At 42.0% G+C, this 19,279-nt stretch carries 22 protein-coding genes; 16 read left to right on the plus strand and 6 right to left on the minus strand.

What is annotated here, in order from left to right; translation table 11 throughout:
• Nucleotides 1-46 precede the first annotated feature (46 nt).
• Both BWP33_RS06890 and brnQ read right to left on the minus strand, forming a co-directional pair.
• Entirely contained in the window at nt 47-997 is a 951-nt protein-coding gene (locus BWP33_RS06890; protein ID WP_040629242.1) for a peptidoglycan DD-metalloendopeptidase family protein, read from the minus strand.
• Between the two features lie 288 nt (nt 998-1,285).
• Nucleotides 1,286-2,650, minus strand: coding sequence for a branched-chain amino acid transport system II carrier protein (gene brnQ, locus BWP33_RS06895; protein ID WP_002642508.1), 1,365 nt, complete (start codon nt 2,648-2,650; stop codon nt 1,286-1,288).
• Between the two features lie 247 nt (nt 2,651-2,897).
• On the opposite strand from brnQ, the gene BWP33_RS06900 reads away from it, so the two are divergent.
• Together BWP33_RS06900 and BWP33_RS06905 are read left to right on the plus strand one after the other, a co-directional pair.
• Nucleotides 2,898-4,289, plus strand: a complete 1,392-nt coding sequence (locus BWP33_RS06900; protein ID WP_040629215.1) for an MFS transporter — start codon at nt 2,898-2,900, stop codon at nt 4,287-4,289.
• Between the two features lie 5 nt (nt 4,290-4,294).
• Nucleotides 4,295-4,807, plus strand: a complete 513-nt coding sequence (locus tag BWP33_RS06905) for a single-stranded DNA-binding protein (RefSeq protein ID WP_002642506.1) — start codon at nt 4,295-4,297, stop codon at nt 4,805-4,807.
• A gap of 73 nt (nt 4,808-4,880) precedes the next feature.
• Here the strand turns inward: BWP33_RS06905 and purN are convergent, their stop codons facing one another.
• Nucleotides 4,881-5,507: a phosphoribosylglycinamide formyltransferase gene (gene purN / locus BWP33_RS06910; RefSeq protein WP_002642505.1), complete on the minus strand. Its 627-nt coding sequence runs from the start codon at nt 5,505-5,507 to the stop codon at nt 4,881-4,883.
• Between the two features lie 40 nt (nt 5,508-5,547).
• Nucleotides 5,548-6,360 carry a glutamate racemase gene (murI, locus tag BWP33_RS06915; protein WP_002642504.1) on the minus strand — a complete coding sequence of 271 codons (813 nt, stop codon included), beginning with the start codon at nt 6,358-6,360 and terminating at the stop codon, nt 5,548-5,550.
• 207 nt (nt 6,361-6,567) lie between these two features.
• Here murI and thrS point away from each other — a divergent pair, with 207 nt between their 5' ends.
• Complete coding sequence (gene thrS / locus BWP33_RS06920; protein WP_002642503.1) at nt 6,568-8,484, plus strand: threonine--tRNA ligase; 1,917 nt, start codon at nt 6,568-6,570, stop codon at nt 8,482-8,484.
• An 80-nt stretch (nt 8,485-8,564) separates the two neighbouring features.
• Here the strand turns inward: thrS and BWP33_RS06925 are convergent, their stop codons facing one another.
• Nucleotides 8,565-9,428, minus strand: a complete 864-nt coding sequence (locus BWP33_RS06925; protein WP_002642502.1) for a lysophospholipid acyltransferase family protein — start codon at nt 9,426-9,428, stop codon at nt 8,565-8,567.
• 207 nt (nt 9,429-9,635) lie between these two features.
• On the opposite strand from BWP33_RS06925, the gene moaA reads away from it, so the two are divergent.
• Genes moaA through BWP33_RS06955 form a run of 6 tightly spaced genes read left to right on the plus strand, consistent with a single transcriptional unit; the run spans nt 9,636 to nt 13,059 of the window.
• Nucleotides 9,636-10,610, plus strand: coding sequence for a GTP 3',8-cyclase MoaA (gene moaA / locus BWP33_RS06930; protein ID WP_002642501.1), 975 nt, complete (start codon nt 9,636-9,638; stop codon nt 10,608-10,610).
• 4 nt (nt 10,611-10,614) lie between these two features.
• The gene (gene moaB, locus BWP33_RS06935) at nt 10,615-11,175 is read left to right on the plus strand and encodes a molybdenum cofactor biosynthesis protein B (RefSeq protein ID WP_002642500.1); all 561 of its coding nucleotides are present in this window, start codon (nt 10,615-10,617) and stop codon (nt 11,173-11,175) included.
• A 49-nt stretch (nt 11,176-11,224) separates the two neighbouring features.
• Complete coding sequence (gene mobA, locus BWP33_RS06940; protein ID WP_224451208.1) at nt 11,225-11,827, plus strand: molybdenum cofactor guanylyltransferase; 603 nt, start codon at nt 11,225-11,227, stop codon at nt 11,825-11,827.
• Nucleotides 11,828-11,846: 19 nt separating this feature from the next.
• The gene (gene moaC, locus BWP33_RS06945; RefSeq protein WP_002642498.1) at nt 11,847-12,323 is read left to right on the plus strand and encodes a cyclic pyranopterin monophosphate synthase MoaC; all 477 of its coding nucleotides are present in this window, start codon (nt 11,847-11,849) and stop codon (nt 12,321-12,323) included.
• A gap of 51 nt (nt 12,324-12,374) precedes the next feature.
• Entirely contained in the window at nt 12,375-12,620 is a 246-nt protein-coding gene (gene moaD, locus BWP33_RS06950) for a molybdopterin converting factor subunit 1 (protein WP_002642497.1), read from the plus strand.
• A 1-nt stretch (nt 12,621) separates the two neighbouring features.
• Complete coding sequence (locus BWP33_RS06955; protein WP_002642496.1) at nt 12,622-13,059, plus strand: molybdenum cofactor biosynthesis protein MoaE; 438 nt, start codon at nt 12,622-12,624, stop codon at nt 13,057-13,059.
• Nucleotides 13,060-13,198: 139 nt separating this feature from the next.
• On the opposite strand, the gene BWP33_RS06960 is transcribed toward BWP33_RS06955, so the two are convergent.
• Nucleotides 13,199-13,936 carry a YebC/PmpR family DNA-binding transcriptional regulator gene (locus BWP33_RS06960; RefSeq protein WP_002642495.1) on the minus strand — a complete coding sequence of 246 codons (738 nt, stop codon included), beginning with the start codon at nt 13,934-13,936 and terminating at the stop codon, nt 13,199-13,201.
• Between the two features lie 276 nt (nt 13,937-14,212).
• On the opposite strand from BWP33_RS06960, the gene BWP33_RS06965 reads away from it, so the two are divergent.
• The 7 genes from BWP33_RS06965 to atpG all read left to right on the plus strand — a co-directional run bounded on the left by BWP33_RS06965 (nt 14,213) and on the right by atpG (nt 19,268).
• The gene (locus tag BWP33_RS06965) at nt 14,213-14,566 is read left to right on the plus strand and encodes an ATP synthase subunit I (RefSeq protein WP_002642494.1); all 354 of its coding nucleotides are present in this window, start codon (nt 14,213-14,215) and stop codon (nt 14,564-14,566) included.
• On the plus strand, nt 14,553-15,422 hold the full coding sequence (atpB, locus tag BWP33_RS06970; protein ID WP_002642493.1) for a F0F1 ATP synthase subunit A: 870 nt from the start codon (nt 14,553-14,555) through the stop codon (nt 15,420-15,422). The genes BWP33_RS06965 and atpB overlap by 14 nt, the downstream gene beginning before the upstream one ends.
• Nucleotides 15,423-15,489: 67 nt before the next feature.
• Nucleotides 15,490-15,723 carry a F0F1 ATP synthase subunit C gene (atpE, locus tag BWP33_RS06975; protein WP_002642492.1) on the plus strand — a complete coding sequence of 78 codons (234 nt, stop codon included), beginning with the start codon at nt 15,490-15,492 and terminating at the stop codon, nt 15,721-15,723.
• Between the two features lie 49 nt (nt 15,724-15,772).
• Nucleotides 15,773-16,243, plus strand: a complete 471-nt coding sequence (locus tag BWP33_RS06980; RefSeq protein ID WP_002642491.1) for a F0F1 ATP synthase subunit B — start codon at nt 15,773-15,775, stop codon at nt 16,241-16,243.
• Nucleotides 16,244-16,247: 4 nt separating this feature from the next.
• The gene (locus BWP33_RS06985) at nt 16,248-16,796 is read left to right on the plus strand and encodes a F0F1 ATP synthase subunit delta (RefSeq protein ID WP_002642490.1); all 549 of its coding nucleotides are present in this window, start codon (nt 16,248-16,250) and stop codon (nt 16,794-16,796) included.
• Nucleotides 16,797-16,806: 10 nt separating this feature from the next.
• Nucleotides 16,807-18,354, plus strand: a complete 1,548-nt coding sequence (atpA, locus tag BWP33_RS06990; protein WP_002642489.1) for a F0F1 ATP synthase subunit alpha — start codon at nt 16,807-16,809, stop codon at nt 18,352-18,354.
• Nucleotides 18,355-18,386: 32 nt separating this feature from the next.
• Nucleotides 18,387-19,268: a F0F1 ATP synthase subunit gamma gene (gene atpG / locus BWP33_RS06995; RefSeq protein WP_002642488.1), complete on the plus strand. Its 882-nt coding sequence runs from the start codon at nt 18,387-18,389 to the stop codon at nt 19,266-19,268.
• The last annotated feature ends 11 nt before the right edge of the window (nt 19,269-19,279 follow it).

Raw genomic sequence — 19,279 nt, forward strand, 5'->3', positions numbered from 1 at the left:
CTTTCAGGCAGCCTGAAAGTTAAATTAGGTTTTTGAATCATGTTGATTAATATTGAAATTTAATGAAATTGCTTGGATTAACGGGTGTGCCGTTTTCGCGAATCTCAAAATGCAGTTTGAGTGTACCAAATTTATCGCTGTCGCCCATGGTAGCAATTTGTTGTCCACGTTTAACTTGCTGACCTTCACGCACCAACAATGGGGCTTCATTGCTACCGTAGGCGGTTAAATATTTTGAATTGTGCTGAATGATGACCAAATTGCCATAATCTTTCAAACTCTTACCGCTATATACCACTTGACCATTGGCTGCTGCAACCACTGCTTGTCCGCGTGAGCCTGATAAATAAATACTGTTTTTCTGATTTTTTTCAGTACCTTGACCAAATGGTTTGCTGATTTTGCCTTTGGTAGGCGATTGCCAAGTGATGCCTGCGACTTCTTGGCTGCTACTGGCAATTACAGGGGTGCTGGCAGGTGCTGTTACCGCAGGAGAGGCGGTTACGGTTGTGGTGGTTGTGCTGCTGATGGGTTTCACGCGCAAAGTTTGTCCTAAATGTACGGTGTTGTCTTCGCTAATATTATTCCAAGCGCGTAAATTTTCTTGGCTGATGCCGTAGCGTTTGGAGATGTTATAGACTGTGTCGCCTGATTGAACAACGTGTGTGTTGGCATTGACATCTACGGGTGAGTAATTGCCAACATAAGTATGCGGTTGTGTGGTTGTGTTGGTGGTGGCGACTGGTGTTTCTGCTGTGGTGGTTGTAGTGGTTGTAGTATTTGGATCGTAAGGTGTTGCACCATAAGGATTAGTTGAAGGATTACTTGTTGCGATAGCTGTAGTATCAGTTGTGGTTGTGGTGTCGGTTGCTGGGGTGTTGTAGCTGCTGTTGTCTAGCCCCGATACAACAGGGGCGGGCGTTTGTTGGGTAGCACACGCGCCTAATGAGAGCGCAGCAACGCTAATAGCAAGCAATTTGGTGTGATGTGGAGACATGAGATTTACTTTCTTGATGATTAAAACAGAAATTTGAGAATGTCCGCTATCATAATCAAAAGCTACTTTTTTCTCAAGTTTGGGCGGATTAATGTGTGGTATTTTGTGCGATAGGGCTTGACAATTTTTCATATTTGTTTTAGTTCACCGAAAAAAGGCAGCCTGAAAACCATATTTGTTGCGTGTTTTCAGGCTACCTGATTGGTATAAAATTTGCCTTACATTCGCACCAACTGAGACAAAAATCCATTTCACGTTGGTTATGAATACAGGTTCTGAGATGATTGATTATTTGGATTCTGTTTTCATGGTTTTACTCAATGCAAAGCCCACCACAAAGCCCACGACCGCAGGCAATAACCAACCTAAACCAGATGAGTAAAACGGTAAAATCGTTTTCAAAGTTGAATCAATTTGCATCACTAAGCCATCTTTTGCGCCATCGAGCATACTGTGTGCGGTTTTCCAGCCGTCTAAAATGGCAATGGGTAGCGTACCCAAAATGGTGCAAATATAAACAATACGTTTGCCACCAAACAAATTGTCTAAAAATGCCAATGCAATAATCGCCACCGTTAATGGATATAACAACATCAATACTGGTACAGAAAATTTAATAATCGCACTCAAGCCAAAGTTGGCAAAACCAAACGACACCAGCGTAAACATCAATACCCATTTACCATAAGTTAAACGATTGGGTAATAAACGGTCAAAATATTCTGCGCAAGATGTAATCAAACCCACTGCCGTGGATAAGCACGCCAAAAATACAATCACTGCCAATAAAATTTTACCAAAATGTCCGAAATAATGCCCCGCACTTTGGGATAAAACCGCGGCTCCTGTTTCTTGTACGCCAATCCCAGCCACGCTGGTTGCACCCATGTAGCCAATAAATACATACACTACCGCTAAACAGCCTGCCGCCACCAAGCCTGCGCGAGTGGTCAAACTTAAAACTTGGCGCGAATCTGTAATGCCCATTGCGCGTACCGCATCAATCACGATAATCGCAAACACCAATGATGCCAACGCGTCCATTGTGCCATATCCTTCAATTAAGCCTTTGGCAAATGCGCCAGTTTGGTAGGCATCGGTTGGCGCAGCTGGTTCGCCCATGGGTTTGATGGCTGCAGTCAACACCAAAATCGCGATGCTTAACAACAAAATGGGCGTTAAAATTTTGCCAATTCTGTCCACCAATTTTCCAGGAGAAATAGACAACCAATAAGAACATGCAAAGAAAAATAAACAAAATACACGTAAGGCGGTATCTTTAACGGTGGCAGACGCATCATCGCCCAAAAATGGTAATACGCCAATTTCAAATGACACAGTCGCCGTGCGCGGTGTCGCAAACAATGGACCAATCGCCAAATACAATGCCACCGTAAATATCACACCATACCAAGGTGTTACGCGTGAGGCCAATTGCTGCAAATCGCGTGAATTGGAATAACCCACCGCAATTACCCCCAGTAACGGTAAACCAGCACCCGTAATCAAAAAGCCCAACATGGTTTCCCAAATATGGTTACCTGCTTGTTGTCCCATGCTGGCTGGGAAAATCAAATTGCCTGCACCAAAAAACAGTGCAAACAGCATCAAGCCTGTGGCAATAAATGCTGATTTATTTGTGTTATTACTCATATTTTATTAACCTACAAAAATGTTATTCTTAAATATGTTTTGTGAATTTTCAGGCAGCCTGAAAACCACATCATACGGTAGATTGACAAATATACAGATTTTGCAAATAAATGTAAATTTGTTTTCATCAATTCCAATTATTCGATTGTGCTTTACACAAACATTTACCATAAGCTGATGCGTTTAATTTATAATTGCTCGTTTTTATTTTTCAGGCAGCCTGAAATAGGGTGGTTATCAAAAAATTATGGTAAAAAAGAACAAAATTCAAATGTTGTCGCATGAGTGGCGTGCTAGCACTTCGTTGGCTGGGGTGTACGCGTTGCGGATGCTGGGCATGTTTTTGGTGCTGCCTGTTTTGGCATTGCACGCACACGGTTTGGCAGCGCATTTACCTGAATCCGAACAACTTAAAATGGTGGGTTTAGCCATGGCGATGTATGGTTTGACTCAAGCCATTTTGCAACTGCCATTGGGGATTTTATCGGATAAAATCGGGCGCAAAAAAGTGATTTACATGGGTATGGCGGTATTTGCTGGGGGGAGTTTTTTGGCGGCGACAGCGCATTCGGTAGAAATGCTGGTGTTGGCGCGAGCGATTCAAGGAGCGGGCGCGGTGAGTGCGGCGGTAACCGCGTTACTGGCTGATTTGACACGCGAAGAAGTCCGAACACGTGCCATGTCTATGATTGGATTGAGTATTGGTCTGACATTTTCTGTGGGTTTGGTGTTGTCGCCGATTTTGACCAATTGGGTTGGTGTGAATGGTTTATTTATGATTATGGGGGTTTTGAGTGTGGCCAGTATTGTTTTGGTTGCTTTTTACACGCCCAACCCTGAACAATCTCATCTGCATCAAGATACCCAAGCACAAACCAGTCGTTTGGGCGAAGTGTTGCGAAACAGTCAATTATTACGCTTGAATTTTGGCATTTTTACCCTGCAAGCCGGTTTGATGGCGATTTTTACCGCGTTGCCATTTGCGTTACGCAATTTGGGTTGGGACAAAACCGAGCATTGGAAAATTTATTTGCCAGCTACGGTGATTGGTTTAGTTTTGATGGTTCCAGCGATTATTATTGGCGAAACGCGTCATAAATTGAAACCCGTATTTGTTTTAGGGATTTTATTGATTTTATTGGCACAATTTGGGTTGATTTTCAGCTTGCATTCTATTTGGGCGATTGGTGTGGCGTTGATTGTGTATTTTATTGGTTTTAATATTTTGGAAGCGAGTATGCCATCTTTGGTTTCCAAGATTGCGCCACCTGATTTAAAAGGTACGGCGATGGGTGTGTACAATACGCTGCAATCAATTGGGGTGTTTTCAGGAGGCATGATTGGTGCCAGAATGTACGCGGTGGCTGGATTTTCGGGGGTTTTTGGTTTTTGCTGTGTGTTAATTGGCGTGTGGTTGGTGTTGGCGATGACTGCACCTGCACCGTTACCCGTGAAAAATATCGTGTTGGCATTGCCTGAACAATGGCATAATCGTTTAGACGAGCTTTCAGGTAGCCTGAAAAATGTCGCAGGCGTGCAAACCGTGAGCTTTAGTGAAGATAAACGCAATATTTTTATCAAAGCATTACAACAAGGTTTTGACGAAGATAAAGTGAAACAAATTTTAACAGGAGTTTAAATGATATGTCATTGAATAAAGTGATGTTAATTGGGCGTTTGGGGCGAGACCCAGAAGTTCGTTATATGCCAAGTGGTGAAGCGGTGTGCAATTTTTCGCTTGCCACGTCCGAGAGTTGGAATGACAAAAAAAGCGGTAATCGCGTGGAGCGTACCGAATGGCACAATATTTCCATGTATGGGCGTTTAGCCGAAATTGCGGGGCAATACCTAAAAAAAGGCGGTCAAGTCTACATTGAAGGGCGCATTCAATCACGAAAATACACCGACAAGCAAGGCATGGAGCGCACCGCCTATGATATTGTTGCCAATGAAATGAAAATGTTAGGCAGTAAAAATGACAACAGCCATAGCGATAATGCGGATGGTTGGGACGATGGTGCTTATTCGTCTCATTCATACGCTGCTCCTAAAGCTGAAGTTGCTGATGCGCCTCCTCCCTCAGCACCACAAAAACGTTCTGCGCCTGTGGCACCCACTGTGCCAGTGGAAGATATTGATGAAGATATTCCATTTTAATTCATATGATTAAACAAATCAGGCAGCCTGAAAAATTGTTCTTCAGGTTGCCTGATTGTTTGGGCATGAATATTTACGCCAATAATGTTACCGAATCATCAACTTGATTGGATTTAATAACACGTTTACCGACAATTTTCAGGTTGCCTGAAATAAAATCTGCTACTGCTTGTGGCAACAATTGATGTTCCACTTTTAGCACGCGCGTGGCGATGTCGTCCGCCGTGTCGTTATCCAAAATCGGGACAACGCCTTGAGCAATAATCGCACCATTATCAAGCACTTCAGTTACAAAATGAATGGTGCAGCCTGAAATACGACAACCTTCGTCCAATGCTCGTTGATGCGTGTGCAAACCTGTAAACGATGGTAACAAAGATGGGTGAATATTGATGCAGCGATTTTCGTAATGCGCACAAAATTCGGGGGTCAAAATCCGCATAAAGCCTGCCAAAACCACCAAATCAGGGGCGTACTCATCAATTAATTGCATCATGGCGCGGTCAAAATCCATGCGGTTGGCGAAATCTTTGTGATTCAAGGCGGCAGTAGCGATACCATGTTCTGCGGCCCATGCCAAACCTGCGGCATTTGGGTTATTGGACAAAACAGCGACAACTTTAGCATTAGGAATAGCTGTGTTAACAATGGCTTGCATATTGCTGCCACGCCCTGAAATTAAAATGACAATGTTTTTCATGTTTTTGCTTTCAAAAAATATTTCAGGCTGCCTGAAAAAATCAACCCAACCGCATCATCTCAATTTGTTCTAAACTGCGTCCCAAAAATCGTTCGCCAATCGTCTGAAATCGCAATGGAATATCAGATACATAAAAGCGGTAATCGGGCATTTGTTGGCTGGTGTTGAGCAAATGGGCATCCAACAAAGCTTGTGCGGTGGCTTCGGCGGTTGTGATGGAAGAATCCACCAATTCTAATGTATTGGCTTCTTTTTTAATCAATGGTTTAAGTAATGGATAGTGGGTGCAACCCAGCACCAGTGTGTCCACATCTTCTGCCAAAATGGGCTTCAAATATTCGCGTACGGTTAGGCGCGTTACTTCGTGATCGAGCCAACCTTCTTCGACCAATGGCACGAGAATAGGGCTAGCTTGCGACAAAATCCGAGTATCGGGGTTTTGTGCGTGAATGGCGCGAGCGTAGGCGTTGCTGTTTACTGTGGTACTGGTGGCAATCACGCCAATATGGTTGTTGCGCGTGGTGGCAAGTGCGGCTTGTGCGCCTGCTTCAATGACGCTGATTATGGGCATATTGCCCACCATTTGTTGTACACGTTTGTAGGCAACGGCAGCAATGGTATTGCATGCAATCACAAGGGCTTTGACTTCATTTTGCAATAAAAATTCAACAATTTGTGCGGTAAATTCTTCAATTGTGTTACGCGATTTTACGCCATAGGGTACACGCGCAGTATCACCAAAATAGACAATGTTTTCATTGGGCAAGCGTTCCATCAAAGCGCGGACCACGGTTAAACCGCCCACACCCGAATCAAAAACGCCAATCGGTTTTTCGTTGTTCGGAGACATCATAATCAACTTTCAGGCAGCCTGAAAAAGTAAAGTGAGTATTTTACGCGTAATTTGATTTTCAGGCAGCCTGAAAAGCGTGTTTTCTTGTAAAGCCCCTTTGTTTTCATTATAATTTCGTCCAAGAAAAATGTTCAGGCAGCCTGAAACGGTTTCAGGCTGCCTGATTATTACTTAAATAATATTATTTTTATAAATCAAGGAATTAATATGTTAAATATTACCCTACCAGACGGCAGTGTGCGCCAATATGAGTCGCCCACTACTGTGATGCAAATTGCGCAATCTATTGGCGCAGGTCTTGCCAAAGTGACTGTGGCAGGCAAAGTCAACGGCGTGTTGCGCGATGCGTGCGACCCGATTACCGAAGACGCCACCGTACAAATCATCACACCCAAAGACCAAGACGGCGTGGAAATTATCCGCCATTCGTGTGCGCATTTGGTTGGGCACGCTGTGAAACAGTTGTTTCCCAATGCAAAAATGGTTATTGGGCCAGTGATTGACGAAGGTTTCTACTACGACATCGCCACCGAAAAACCATTCACACCCGAAGACATGGCAGCGATTGAAGAGCGCATGAAGCAGTTGATTAATCAAGATTATGACGTGATTAAAAAAATGACGCCGCGTGCTGAAGTGATTGAAATTTTTAAAAATCGTGGCGAAGAATACAAATTGCGTCTGATTGATGATATGGCGGACGACATCACCGAAATGGGCATGTATTTTCATCAAGAATACGTGGATATGTGTCGCGGTCCACACGTCCCCAATACACGTTTCTTGAAACATTTTAAATTAACCAAAATGTCGGGCGCATACTGGCGCGGCGACAGCAATAACGAGCAATTACAACGTATTTACGGCACAGCTTGGGCAAACAAAGACGAGCTCAAAGCCTACATCACGCGCATTGAAGAAGCAGAAAAACGCGACCATCGCAAATTAGGTAAGCAATTGGATTTATTCCATTTGCAAGACGAAGCGCCTGGTATGGTGTTTTGGCATCCACGCGGTTGGGCATTGTGGCAAGTCATTGAGCAACATATGCGCCACGAATTGACAGCGGCGGGTTATCAAGAAGTGAAAACGCCACAAGTGATGGACAAAACTTTTTGGGAAAAATCAGGGCATTGGGCGAACTATAAAGACAATATGTTTTTGACTTCATCGGAAAAACGCGATTATGCCGTTAAACCCATGAATTGTCCCGGACACGTTCAAATTTTTAATCACGCGTTGCGTTCGTACCGTGATTTGCCGATGCGTTTGGCGGAATTTGGTTCGTGCCACCGCAATGAGCCAAGCGGTGCGCTGCATGGTTTGATGCGTGTGCGTGGTTTTGTGCAAGATGACGCGCATATTTTCTGTACCGAAGACCAAATCGCTGAAGAAACACGTAAATTTAATTTGCTGGTGATGAAAATTTATCAACAGTTTGGTTTTGAAAACGTGAGCATTAAATTATCGTTACGCCCCGAAAAACGTGCAGGCAGCGATGAAATTTGGGATAAAGCCGAACAAGGTTTGCGCGATGCTTTGACCGCTTGCGGTGTGGAATGGGAAGAATTACCTGGCGAAGGCGCATTTTATGGCCCGAAAGTAGAGTATCACATCAAAGACGCATTGGGACGCTCTTGGCAATGTGGCACAATTCAATTAGATTTTGTGCTGCCTGAACGCTTGGACGCGGAATACGTTACCGAAGACAACAACAAAGCTCGTCCTGTGATGTTGCACCGTGCGATTTTGGGTTCGTTGGAACGCTTTATCGGCATTTTGATTGAAGAACACGCGGGTTCGTTCCCGTTGTGGCTCGCACCTGTACAAATGGTGGTGATGAATATTTCCGAAGGTCAAGCGGCTTACGCAGCAGAAGTGCAAGCGAAATTGCAGGCAGCTGGTTTCCGCGTGGATTTGGATACGCGCAACGAAAAAATTGGCTACAAAATTCGCGACAACAGCACCATGCGTTATCCGTATCAATTAACGGTCGGCGACAAGGAAATGGCAAACGGTCAAGTTTCCATTCGCAAAAAAGCAGAGAATTTGGGCAGTGTCAGCGTAAACGAGTTGATTGAGATGTTGAAAAAAGAAATTGCGGAAACAATTGGGCAACCTTGATGAGGTAAAATTTCAGGCTGCCTAGAACCCAAAAAACATCAAGAGTGAATATTCTCCTAAACGATATTCACTCTTTTTGTTTATTCAACGGTTGGCGGAACACCAGTCGGGTTTTTGAAACGATTGTACGCAAACAAATATTGTTCAGGAAAACGCCTAATCCATTGTTCTATATTGTTATTGATGATTTGTGCATCATGTTGTTTGTTGCCATTCAGGCTGCCTGAAAGCGGGGCAATGTGCAACGCAAATCCACGTCCATTTGTCAGCCGTTCGCCCACAAAAAACAATGTACGTACATGATTAATTTGCGCTAATTTGCTCGCTAATGTCATGGTTAGTGCGGGTTTACCGAAAAAATGCGCCCACACGCCATCGCCTTCGGCAGGGTCGGGGACGTGGTCGGGTAGCACAATTGTGGCTTCGCCAGCGCGTAGGGCTTTGATGATTTGTTTGACGCCTTGCAAATTGGTTGGGGCGGTTTTGCCTTTGCCACGTACGCGCCCTAATTGCATGATTTCATTAAATGCTTTGATTTGAGGCGGTTTATACATGGCGGTAAGTGGAAATGGCAGCCGTTCACTCAAATAACGTCCAGCCAAATCGTAGCTCCCCAAATGTGGTGTCAGCAATAATAAACCTTGATTTTGCGATAAAGCAGCTTGAATATGCTCCCAACCATAAACTTCATGAAATAATGCAGAAATCTCTTCAGGCTGCCTGAAAAACGCCACAGGCAACTCTAAACCACCTTTGATGGTTTCTTGACAAACGTGTAATACGGATTTTTTATCATGAGGTAATTGCGCAATTTGTAAATTTTCAGCAATTTTATTGCGTTCTCGTGGTACGGCGTAATACATAACATAACCTAAAATATTGCCCCAAAAATGCAATATGGGCAATGGTATGCGAGAAATGAATTTAAATAATAAAATCAACATAATCAATTATTTTTTTATTTGAGATTGAGAGGAATTATACGCTATCTTTTATCACGATATAATATCATTAGTTATTTGGTATTAGAAATTCATTATTCTTTTGGGTTGTTTGGGCTGCTTTTGGTGCATTCAGTTGTACGGACAAGATTTGTATAATAAAACGCACGATTAAATTTTCAGGCTGCCTGAAACACACGAGAACACATCATGAATTTAACCGACCCATTCAACCGCCGATTAAGCTATTTGCGCTTATCTATCACGGATTTATGCAATTACCGTTGCAATTATTGTTTGCCCAACGGCTATCAAGGCAAAGCCAAACCCGATGAACTCACGCTGCCTGAAATTGAAACGTTGGTGGCGGTATTCGCACAAAACGGCACGCGCAAAATTCGTTTGACAGGCGGCGAACCGACTTTACGCGCCGATTTGCCCGATATCATCGCAGCGTGTCGTGCCAATCCCGAAATTCAACACATCGCACTCACGACTAACGCATTCAAATTAGGTAAATTATTTCCGCAATACCGCGTCGCAGGTTTGGACAAATTAAATGTGAGTATTGACAGTTTTCAGCCCGAAACGTTCCACAAAATCACAGGTAAAAACGAATGTCATCACATTTTGAATGATTTGGAACAGATTTTGGCAGATGGGTTTAATAATATTAAAATCAATACATTATTGTTGAAAGAACATATTGAACAAACTTTGCCTGATGCGATTGAATTTGTGAAAACGCGTCCCGTTACTTTGCGATTTATTGAATTGATGCAAACGGGTGATAATTTTCATTTTTTTAATCAACAGCATATTTCTACCAGCAAAATTGAACAAACCCTAATTTCACAAGGTTGGCAACTCAAACCACGTGATGAACATTCAGGACCCGCCCGTGAATATTATCATCGTGATTTTGCAGGCGGAATGGGTTTCATTGCGCCATACAGCAAGGATTTTTGCCATTCGTGTAATCGTTTGCGCATTACTTCACAAGGGAAAATGCACCTATGTTTATTTGGTGGAATAGCGTATGATGTGCGTGATTTTTTGCGCAATAATGACCGCGCAGGATTAAGCCAATTTTTACACGAAACCATTCGCGAAAAACCCGAACATCATTATTTGCACGACAAAAAAGTCGGTTTAATCAGAAACTTATCCATGACAGGGGGCTAACACAATGTCCAATAATCAAATTCCAGATAAAGACAATCCATTCAAAAAACCTGCACCTGCATTTCGTCCGTTGAATGTGCATATTTTAACGGTAACCGATACCCGAACCGCCAAAGAAGACGGTAGCGGCAATTATTTGGCGGACGCGATTGAGGCTGCTGAACACGTTTTGCATTCACGTGATTTGGTTCGTGATGAGTTGTACGGTATTCGTGCCAAAGTGTCGGTAGCGATTGCGCATCCTGAAATTGACGTGATTTTAATTACAGGTGGAACGGGTATGTTTCCGCGCGATGTAACGCCTGACGCAGTAGAATTGTTGTTTGATAAGAAAATTGATGGTTTTGGCGAAATGTTTCGTGCAGTTTCATTTGAAGAAATTGGTATGTCTACAATCCAATCGCGTGCAATTGCGGGCATTGCCAATCAAACACTGATTTTCTGTTTACCAGGTTCAACGGGGGCATGTCGCACGGCTTGGGAAAAAATCATTCAAAAACAATTAGACCCACGCATTGAAAGTTGCGGTTTTACGCGCGTGTTTAATATGTGGGATAAGGCGTAATTTGGAAGCGTGGATGGCTTGTCCGCGTTTTCAGGCAGCCTGAAAATAAATGATGAATAATAACAATCCAGTACTTATTCTCTGTGGTGGACGCAGTTCGCGTATGGGCAGCCCTAAACCGCTTTTGATGTTTGGCGGTCAAACGCTGATTGCGCGACAAGTCACCAACGCTTTGTCAAATCGCCCTGTTTGGTTGGCGGCGGACAACACGCGTTTTCCGAATACAGATGGCGCACATTATTTGCCCGACCAATTGCCTGGAAAGCAGGGCGCGTTATCAGCGATTTTACCCGCGTTGGAATTGGCAAAAAAACAAGGACTTTCAGGAATTTATGTCTTGTCATGTGATACTTTATTGCTGCCTGAACAACTGATTTCATTATTTCAATCTGTTCAAGATAATTCTGTTTTTAAACAAGGTATTACATTATTGAATGATGATGGGCAATTTTTGCCATTATTGGCGCATTGGTCTGTTGAAGTTGCAGGCAGCCTGAAAAATGCGTTAGAACAAAATAATAAGCGTGTTCAATGGTTTGTGAAATCGCAGCCACATCAATCCATTGATTTACCAAGAGAATGGGCAAAATTTTGTCATTTTAATACGCCTAATGAATTTGAATTGGCGAAATTGGCGTTTCAGGCAGCCTGAAAATGTTTTTGAGAATAATATGAGTAAAATCACACATTTGACATCAGACGGACACACGCATATGGTGGACGTTTCTGATAAAGCCGTTACCAAACGCATGGCGATTGCCGAAGGGACGGTTTATTTTCCGCCCGAAATTTACGCTCAAATCCAAGCGTCTCACAGGCAAACCGCCAAAGGCACAATTACCGAAATTGCCCGAATTGCGGGGATTATGGCAGCAAAAAATACCGCCAGTATTATTCCACTTTGTCATCCGATGATGTTGGAACGTTGTAAATTATTTTTTGAATATCAAGATGATACAAATAGTTTGCACATTCGTGCAGAAGTGGGCATTACCCACAAAACAGGTGTGGAGATGGAAGCATTGACCGCCGTATCTGCTGCTGCGCTAACCGTATATGACATGACCAAAGCGTTAAGCCATGACATTGTGATTGGCGATATTCAACTTGTTCATAAATCAGGTGGGAAAAGTGAATTTAATCGTTAATTGAGTATGTTGGACGTTTGAATCTGACTTACATATCAGGAAATTTATAAAATGTTAAAATTAATTAATGTGTTATATTTTGCTGCCTTGCGTGAACAGGCAGCGCAAGAGCAAGAATCGCGCCAAACTGCCGCTCATACACCGGCTGAACTCTACACCGAATTACAGGCTGTCTATCACTTTAATTTACCAAAAGAACGCTTACGCGTGGCAGTCAATCATGCGTTTTGTGATTGGCAAACTGAATTGAAAGATGGCGATGTGGTGGCGTTTATTCCGCCTGTTTCAGGAGGTTAAAATGAATCAATACTTTGATATTACAGAAAATAAGATTGACCCAAATATTTTACGTGAACAACTCACGCAAAAAGCCAATTGTGGTGCGTTTTGCAGTTTTGAAGGTTGGGTTCGCAATTACAATGACGGTAAAGGCGTGGATTATTTGATTTATTCCACTTATTTGGAATTGGCTTTGGTGCAAGGTAAAGCCGTGATTGAGCAAGCAAAACAACAGTTTAAAATAGAAGATGCTGTGTGTGTGCATCGCGTTGGGCGGTTGGATATTGGCGATATGGCGGTTTGGGTGGGTGTAACTGCAGGGCATCGTGATGCGGCATTTGCGGCTTGCCGTTTCATCATCGATACCGTGAAAGCTGAAGTGCCTATTTGGAAACAGGAATTTTATGCCGATAAAATCAATAAAACGGCTTGGTTGGTTAATCCAGAAGCGTTGTAAACAACGCTGGTCTAAAAATAATGTGGCTTGCTGCCACATTATTTTAATGAACAAATGTTGTGGAATGGGTTACTACTAATTTATTTTGATTTTTTGCTTGACATTGATTACAGTATCTTCTAATTTTAATCGGTGCTGATTATTCTAGATGCAATACCGCAGATGTGTAAACGTCTTGCACATCATCTAAACTTTCCAGTGCGTCCAATAGTTTTTGCATTTTCACCGCATCATCGCCAGTTAAAACGGTTTCGTTTTGTGCTCTCATGGTTACATCGCCAGCTTGTGATGTAAAACCTGCGGTCTCTAGAGCTGATTTTACTGATGCCCAATCTGAAGGTGTGGTAATCACTTCAATAATGCCTTCATCATCAACAATGACGTCTTCCGCACCAGCTTCCAAAGCAGCTTCCATTAATTTGTCTTCGTCTGCATCGGTAAAAACTAAATAACCTTGATGCACGAAATTGAACGCCACGCATCCATCTGTACCCAAATTGCCGCCGTTTTTAGTGAATGCGTGTCGCACATCTGCAACAGTACGTGTTTTATTATCGGTCATGCAATCCACCATCAAAGCTGCGCCACCGATGCCATAGCCTTCATAGCGAAGTTCAATATAATCAACACCTTCTAGGTTACCAGTACCTTTGTCAATGGCGCGTTGTACGTTGTCTTTGGGCATATTGGCATCCCAAGCTTTATCCATAGCCAATCGTAGACGTGGATTGGAAGCAGGGTCGCCACCACCTTCACGTGCCGCAACAGTGATTTCTTTGATTAATTTGGTAAAAATTTTGCCACGCTGTGCATCAACACGCGCTTTTTTGTGTTGAATATTGGCCCATTTACTGTGTCCCGCTAAGAATTGCTCCATTTAAAAAAACACGAATTCTAACATAAAATAAAACAGATAAAGAAACTTTCAGGTTGCCTGAAAAAAGCAAAAAACGTCAACAGAAAGATTTAAAAGACAAAAAAACAATAGAAATAAGCACGGTAGTCATGTACAATGAAACTCGTTGTAATTAATTCAAATAATTGGTTAAATGATTGATGAATAAAGCAGACTTTTTTCACATTTTTTTACAAAAATCTTGACTAATTCAACGCGTTTTATTATGATTCGGGCAATTTGAAGTAGGGTATAGCAATGATTAAGTTAGCAATAACGCAATGGGTAGTCCTATTTCTATTAGCTATCGTGCTTTATGTTGTTTGGGGCGTACATCATGCGGTATCGTTGTTGTTGGGGGGTGCATCATATGCGATACCTACTTTGATTTCTGTATTATTTTTAAATTTTTTGAAACCTTATCCTGCGTTAGCAGGCGGTGGATTTGTTCTAGCAGAAAGTTTAAAAATACTATTATCGCTAATCTTAATGATTGGTTCTTTCTTTGTTTATCCGAATGTCTATTTTTTATCCTTTTTTACAGGGTTATTAATTGTCAGTCATTTGATTTTTTTGTTATTTTTGAAGGTTTATCGTTATGGCAGCAAGTGAAGCAATGAATCCCGCCGATTATATTAAGCATCATTTACAAAGTTTGACCAGTGTCGCAGATGTAACTCATGGGCAAGGTTTGAAAAATATTGCTGATTTTTCATTTTTTAATCTTGATGCTATTTTCTTTTCCATTGTTTTGGGTATGCTGGGCAGTTATTTTTTGTATCGTGGTGCTAAATCTGCGACTGCTGGCGTGCCTAATCGTTTTCAGGCTGCTGTTGAGTTATTATTTGAATTTGTTGATGATATGTGTAAAAGCATTATTCATAATGATGAGTCGCGCAAAGTGGTTGCCCCATTGGGGCTGGCGCTGTTTGTTTGGATTTTCCTGATGAATGCGATGGATTTGTTGCCGGTTGATTTATTGCCGACAATTTGGCAGGGGATGACAGGTCAGCATCATGCATTGTTGCGTGTTGTGCCAACTGCGGATTTGAATACGTCATTGGCTATTGCGATTGGGGTGTTGCTGATTTGTATTTATTACAGTGTTAAAATTAAGGGTTTAGGTGGCTGGATTCATGAGTTATTCACTGCACCGTTTGGTCCTTGGTTGGCACCTGCTAATTTCATCTTAAATATTCTGGAATTTTTATCTAAAACAGTATCACATGGTATGCGATTGTTTGGTAATATGTATGCGGGTGAGTTGGTATTCTTATTGATCGCATTACTGGGTGGTGGTGTTTATGCATCTGGTCATATTGGTTTGATTGATCCATTTTTGGTTATTTTCCATTTGATTGCAGGTTCGGCTTGGGCGATTTTCCATATTTTAATTATTACATTACAAGCGTTTATTTTTATGGCATTGGCGTTTGTATATATTGGTCAAGCACATGATCATCATTGATTAATAATTTATTTATTTTTTTAGTTTTATTTTCTTCTACACTACTATATCTCTTAAGGAGTTTAACATGGGTTTAATTGCTATTGCATGTGGCTTAATTGTGGCATTGGGTGCGTTAGGTGCTTCTATTGGTATCGCGATGGTGGGTTCTAAATATTTAGAGTCTTCTGCACGTCAGCCTGAATTGATTGGTCCATTGCAAACTAAATTGTTCTTGATTGCTGGTTTGATTGATGCGGCATTTTTGATTGGTGTTGCTATTGCCTTGTTGTTCGCGTTCGTTAATCCGTTCCAAGGCTAATAAATTATCCTAGCGGATTTGATTAACCCTAACGAAAAGGTTAAGTAAAGTGAATTTAAATGCAACCTTAATCGTTCAAGTGTTTGTTTTTATTATTTTGGTTGGTTTTACGGTAAAGTATGTATGGCCACCAATTGCAAAAGCACTTGATGAACGTGCTAACAAAATTGCCGAAGGTTTGGCTGCTGCCGAGCGTGGGAAAAGTGATTTTGAACAAGCAGAAAAGAAAGTTGCAGAACTCTTATCCGAAGGTCGCACACAAGTTACTGAATTAGTAGCTAATGCGGAAAAGCGTGCAGCACAGATTGTAGAAGAGGCTAAAACTCAAGCTGCAAATGAAGCTGCTCGCATTACAGCACAAGCCAAAGCTGATGTCGAAACAGAAATTAATCGTGCACGTGAAGTGTTGCGTGAGCAAGTGGCTGTTTTGGCTGTAAAAGGAGCTGAATCTATTTTGCGTTGTGAGATTGATGAAAAACAACACGCGAAATTATTGAGCACTTTAAAGCAGGAGCTGTAATCGTATGAGTGAGTTCGCAACTGTTGCCCGTCCTTATGCTAAAGCATTGTTTGAATTAGCTGAAAAAAATAAGCAAGTTGAAACATGGCTGAATGGTCTTGTGGAATTGGCTTGGTTAATACAACAAGCCAAAGTCGCAGATTTCTTGGAACAGGCAGATTGGAGTGCGACACAAAAAGCAGATGAATTAATTCGCCTACTGGCTGAATCTCCAGCCGTTAAACAAGCCGAATTTCGAAATTTTGTTCATGTTGTCGCTCAAGAAAAAAGATTGGCTGCTTTGCCTGAAATTTATGTTCAATATAGAAATTTTGTACTGTCTCGCAATAACACCAAACAAGCTGTTATTTATACTGCGTTTGATATTGCAGGAGAGGGTCAAAGAGCAAAAATTATTAGTGACTTGGAGCAGCATTTTAATACTCGGTTGCAGGCTACATTCAAAACACAGCCCGATTTAATTGGTGGTGTGAAGGTTGAAGTAGGTGATCAAGTATTGGATTTGTCGGTGCAGGGCAAATTAAAAACTCTGTATACGACTATGACAAATTAGGAGAGTTTTCATGCAGCTTAATCCTGCTGAAATCAGTGATTTGCTGAAAGCCAAAATTGAGAACTTGAATACCAAACAGGAAGTTCGTACACGTGGTACGGTTATTTCTGTAACTGATGGTATTGTTCGTGTACATGGCTTGTCAGATGTAATGCAAGGCGAGATGCTGGAATTTTCTGGTAATACTTTCGGCTTGGCGATGAATTTGGAGCGTGATTCGGTTGGTGCTGTGGTTTTAGGCGAATACGAACACATCAAGGAAGGCGACGAAGTAAAATGCACTGGACGTATTTTGGAAGTGCCAGTTGGTCGCGAATTGGTGGGTCGCGTGGTTAATGCACTGGGTCAGCCTATTGATGGTAAAGGTCCAATTAACACAAATAAAACTGCACCTATTGAGAAAATTGCTCCAGGTGTAATTGCTCGTCAGTCTGTTGACCAACCTATGCAAACTGGTATTAAAGCGATTGATTCAATGGTGCCGGTTGGTCGTGGTCAGCGTGAATTAATTATTGGTGACCGTCAAACAGGTAAGACAGCCGTTGCTTTAGATGCCATCGTCAATCAAAAAAATACAGGTGTTATCTGTATTTATGTTGCCATTGGTCAAAAGGCTTCTTCTATTGCAAACGTTGTGCGTAAATTAGAAGAGCATGGTGCAATGGGGCATACGATTGTTGTCGCTGCTACTGCTTCTGAAGCAGCTGCCTTGCAATTTATTGCACCTTATTCAGGCTGCACGATGGGGGAATTCTTCCGTGATATTGGTGAAGATGCTTTAATTGTGTACGATGACTTGTCTAAGCAGGCTGTTGCGTATCGTCAAATTTCTTTGCTGTTACGCCGCCCACCAGGTCGTGAGGCGTATCCGGGTGATGTATTCTACTTGCATTCACGTTTGTTGGAGCGTGCTGCACGCATTAACGCAGTTGAAGTAGAAAAATTAACCAATGGCGCAGTCAAAGGTAAAACAGGTTCATTGACCGCATTGCCGATTATTGAAACCCAAGCTGGCGATGTTTCTGCATTTGTACCAACTAATGTGATTTCTATCACAGACGGTCAGATTTTCTTGGAAACAGATTTGTTTAACTCTGGTATTCGTCCAGCGATTAATGCGGGTATTTCTGTTTCTCGTGTAGGTGGTGCTGCACAAACTAAAGTTATCAAAAAGTTAGGCGGTGGTATCCGTTTAGCTTTGGCACAGTACCGTGAATTGGCAGCGTTTTCGCAATTTGCTTCTGATTTAGATGAAGCAACGCGCAAACAGTTGCAGCATGGTGAGGTGGTAACTGAATTAATGAAACAAAAACAATTTAATACATTAAGTACAGCAGAAATGGCATTGACTTTGTGGGCAATTAATAATGGCTCATATGGTGATGTGCCTGTATCAAAGGCACTGGCTTTTGAGGCAGATTTCTTATCGTTTGTGCGTACTCAACATGGTGAATTGTTGAATGCTGTCAATGCTTCGGGTGCACTATCTGAAGAACATGAAAAAACACTGACAGAAGCTATGAAAGTGTTTAAGGCTTCTAACAACTATGCGTCTTAATTTTTTTTGAGGCATAAACTAAGGGGTCTAAAATGGCAGTAGGTAAAGAGATTCTTACCAAAATTCGCAGTGTACAAAATACACAAAAAATTACCAAAGCGATGCAAATGGTATCAACCTCTAAAATGCGCAAGACTCAAGAGCGTATGCGCTTGGCTCGTCCTTACGCAGAGAAAGTTCGTTCTGTTATGAACCAGCTGGCGCAAACGCATGAATATCATGGCGTTAAAATCTTGGAGCAACACAAGAATGTGAAGCGTGCTGGCTTTATTTTAATTACCACAGACAAAGGTTTATGTGGTGGTTTGAATGCCAATTTACTGAAAAGATTTTTCGCTAAAGTTCAAGAATATCAAAGTCAAGGCGTTGAAGTTGATGTTGTGTGTTTTGGTGGCAAAGGACTAATGGCTTGCCAAAGAATTGGTTTAAATGTTGTTGCAAGTGTAACAAATTTGGGTGATACCCCTAAAATGGAAATTCTGTTGGGTCCTTTATCTGAATTTTTCAAACGTTACATTGATGGCGAATTAGACATTATTCATTTAGTGTATTCAGGTTTTATCAATACAATGAAGCAAGAGCCACGCTCAGAAGTATTATTGCCAATTGGTTCAAATGTATTGAACGAAGATTTGACCGGTGAAGAACGTAAATTTAACTGGGATTATTGTTATGAGCCTGATCCATTAACTGTGTTGGAATATTTGGTTCGCCGTTATTTAGAATCTGTGGTTTATCAAGCAGTTAGTGATAATATGGCTTCTGAACAAGCTGCTCGTATGGTTGCAATGAAAGCAGCAACCGACAATGCAGGGAATGCTATTAAAGAATTGCGCTTGGTGTATAACAAATCTCGTCAAGCAGCGATTACTACAGAATTGTCAGAAATTGTGGCAGGCGCGGCAGCCGTTTAAGGCAGCCTGAA

Source organism: Simonsiella muelleri ATCC 29453, from assembly GCF_002951835.1.
In the GTDB taxonomy this organism is placed as follows: Bacteria; Pseudomonadota; Gammaproteobacteria; order Burkholderiales; family Neisseriaceae; genus Simonsiella; species Simonsiella muelleri.

Excerpts from the sequence above, each read along its gene's own strand:
- BWP33_RS06905 (WP_002642506.1), top strand. The coding sequence starts at position 4,295 with ATGTCATTGAATAAAGTGATGTTAATTGGGCGTTTGGGGCGAGACCCA.
- BWP33_RS06985 (WP_002642490.1), top strand. The coding sequence starts at position 16,248 with ATGAGTGAGTTCGCAACTGTTGCCCGTCCTTATGCTAAAGCATTGTTT.
- BWP33_RS06925 (WP_002642502.1), bottom strand. The coding sequence starts at position 9,428 with ATGTTGATTTTATTATTTAAATTCATTTCTCGCATACCATTGCCCATA.
- BWP33_RS06890 (WP_040629242.1), bottom strand. The coding sequence starts at position 997 with ATGTCTCCACATCACACCAAATTGCTTGCTATTAGCGTTGCTGCGCTC.
- BWP33_RS06965 (WP_002642494.1), top strand. The coding sequence starts at position 14,213 with ATGATTAAGTTAGCAATAACGCAATGGGTAGTCCTATTTCTATTAGCT.
- thrS (WP_002642503.1), top strand. The coding sequence starts at position 6,568 with ATGTTAAATATTACCCTACCAGACGGCAGTGTGCGCCAATATGAGTCG.
- murI (WP_002642504.1), bottom strand. The coding sequence starts at position 6,360 with ATGATGTCTCCGAACAACGAAAAACCGATTGGCGTTTTTGATTCGGGT.
- atpB (WP_002642493.1), top strand. The coding sequence starts at position 14,553 with ATGGCAGCAAGTGAAGCAATGAATCCCGCCGATTATATTAAGCATCAT.
- moaC (WP_002642498.1), top strand. The coding sequence starts at position 11,847 with ATGAGTAAAATCACACATTTGACATCAGACGGACACACGCATATGGTG.
- BWP33_RS06955 (WP_002642496.1), top strand. The coding sequence starts at position 12,622 with ATGAATCAATACTTTGATATTACAGAAAATAAGATTGACCCAAATATT.
- atpE (WP_002642492.1), top strand. The coding sequence starts at position 15,490 with ATGGGTTTAATTGCTATTGCATGTGGCTTAATTGTGGCATTGGGTGCG.
- moaD (WP_002642497.1), top strand. The coding sequence starts at position 12,375 with ATGTTAAAATTAATTAATGTGTTATATTTTGCTGCCTTGCGTGAACAG.
- moaA (WP_002642501.1), top strand. The coding sequence starts at position 9,636 with ATGAATTTAACCGACCCATTCAACCGCCGATTAAGCTATTTGCGCTTA.
- moaB (WP_002642500.1), top strand. The coding sequence starts at position 10,615 with ATGTCCAATAATCAAATTCCAGATAAAGACAATCCATTCAAAAAACCT.
- atpG (WP_002642488.1), top strand. The coding sequence starts at position 18,387 with ATGGCAGTAGGTAAAGAGATTCTTACCAAAATTCGCAGTGTACAAAAT.
- atpA (WP_002642489.1), top strand. The coding sequence starts at position 16,807 with ATGCAGCTTAATCCTGCTGAAATCAGTGATTTGCTGAAAGCCAAAATT.
- BWP33_RS06900 (WP_040629215.1), top strand. The coding sequence starts at position 2,898 with ATGGTAAAAAAGAACAAAATTCAAATGTTGTCGCATGAGTGGCGTGCT.
- BWP33_RS06960 (WP_002642495.1), bottom strand. The coding sequence starts at position 13,936 with ATGGAGCAATTCTTAGCGGGACACAGTAAATGGGCCAATATTCAACAC.
- mobA (WP_224451208.1), top strand. The coding sequence starts at position 11,225 with ATGATGAATAATAACAATCCAGTACTTATTCTCTGTGGTGGACGCAGT.
- purN (WP_002642505.1), bottom strand. The coding sequence starts at position 5,507 with ATGAAAAACATTGTCATTTTAATTTCAGGGCGTGGCAGCAATATGCAA.
- brnQ (WP_002642508.1), bottom strand. The coding sequence starts at position 2,650 with ATGAGTAATAACACAAATAAATCAGCATTTATTGCCACAGGCTTGATG.